This window comes from Stenotrophomonas maltophilia, from assembly GCF_003970865.1.
Lineage (GTDB): Bacteria > Pseudomonadota > Gammaproteobacteria > Xanthomonadales > Xanthomonadaceae > Stenotrophomonas > Stenotrophomonas maltophilia_AR.
On the sequence record NZ_RXLZ01000155.1, the window covers coordinates 1 to 719 of the forward strand.

The window sequence follows — 719 nt, forward strand, 5'->3', positions numbered from 1 at the left end:
CTTCGACGGCAGCGTCGCCCTGCAGGGGGCCAACGTTACTCTCGGCACCAGTGGTGGCCTGCTGTTCGACACTGTATCGGTATCCGGTAACCTGGATGCACGTGCCGGCAGCGCTGGTATTTCCCAGAAGGCGGCGGTGCAGGTCGGCGGGCGCAGCGACGTGCGCACGCAGGGCGCCATCGCGCTGGATCGCGCCGACAACCGGTTCACAGGTACAGTCGGACTCGACGGCAACGGCATCGACCTGCGCACCGCGGGTGATCTGCAGATTGATCGTCTGAACAACGCCGGGCAGTCAGGCGTCCGCCTGCATGCCGGGGGAGGCCTGCAACTGCCGGCCTCTGCCATCGATACCGGTACCGGCGACCTGACCTTGCTCGCCGATGGCGGGGTGTTGCAGGCCAATGCGCTGCTGGCCGGCAACAACGTGACGCTGACAGGCCGCGATGGCCTGCGGTTGGGTGGTGACCTGCGCAGCGGTGGTTCGCTGACCCTGTCCAGCAGCAATGCGGACATCGTGCAGATCGCGGCGCCCAACGGCGTGGGCGGTAGCGTGCACGCCGCAGGTGCGGTGCAGGTCAATGCAGGCAGTGGACGCATCGCGCTCGGCAACGCCGGCAACCATTTCGGTGGCGCGCTCAACCTGTCCGGTGGTGATATCGACGTGGCCGCCGATACGCTGCTGCTGGGCAGCGTGAACGCGGGCGGCACGCTGTCGC

The 719-nt window shown here is 67.7% G+C and carries 1 pseudogene; it reads left to right on the top strand.

Annotation, left to right across the window (positions count from 1 at the left end):
* Window positions 1-719: pseudogene (locus EKL94_RS22490) on the top strand (filamentous hemagglutinin N-terminal domain-containing protein); the annotation flags it as partial.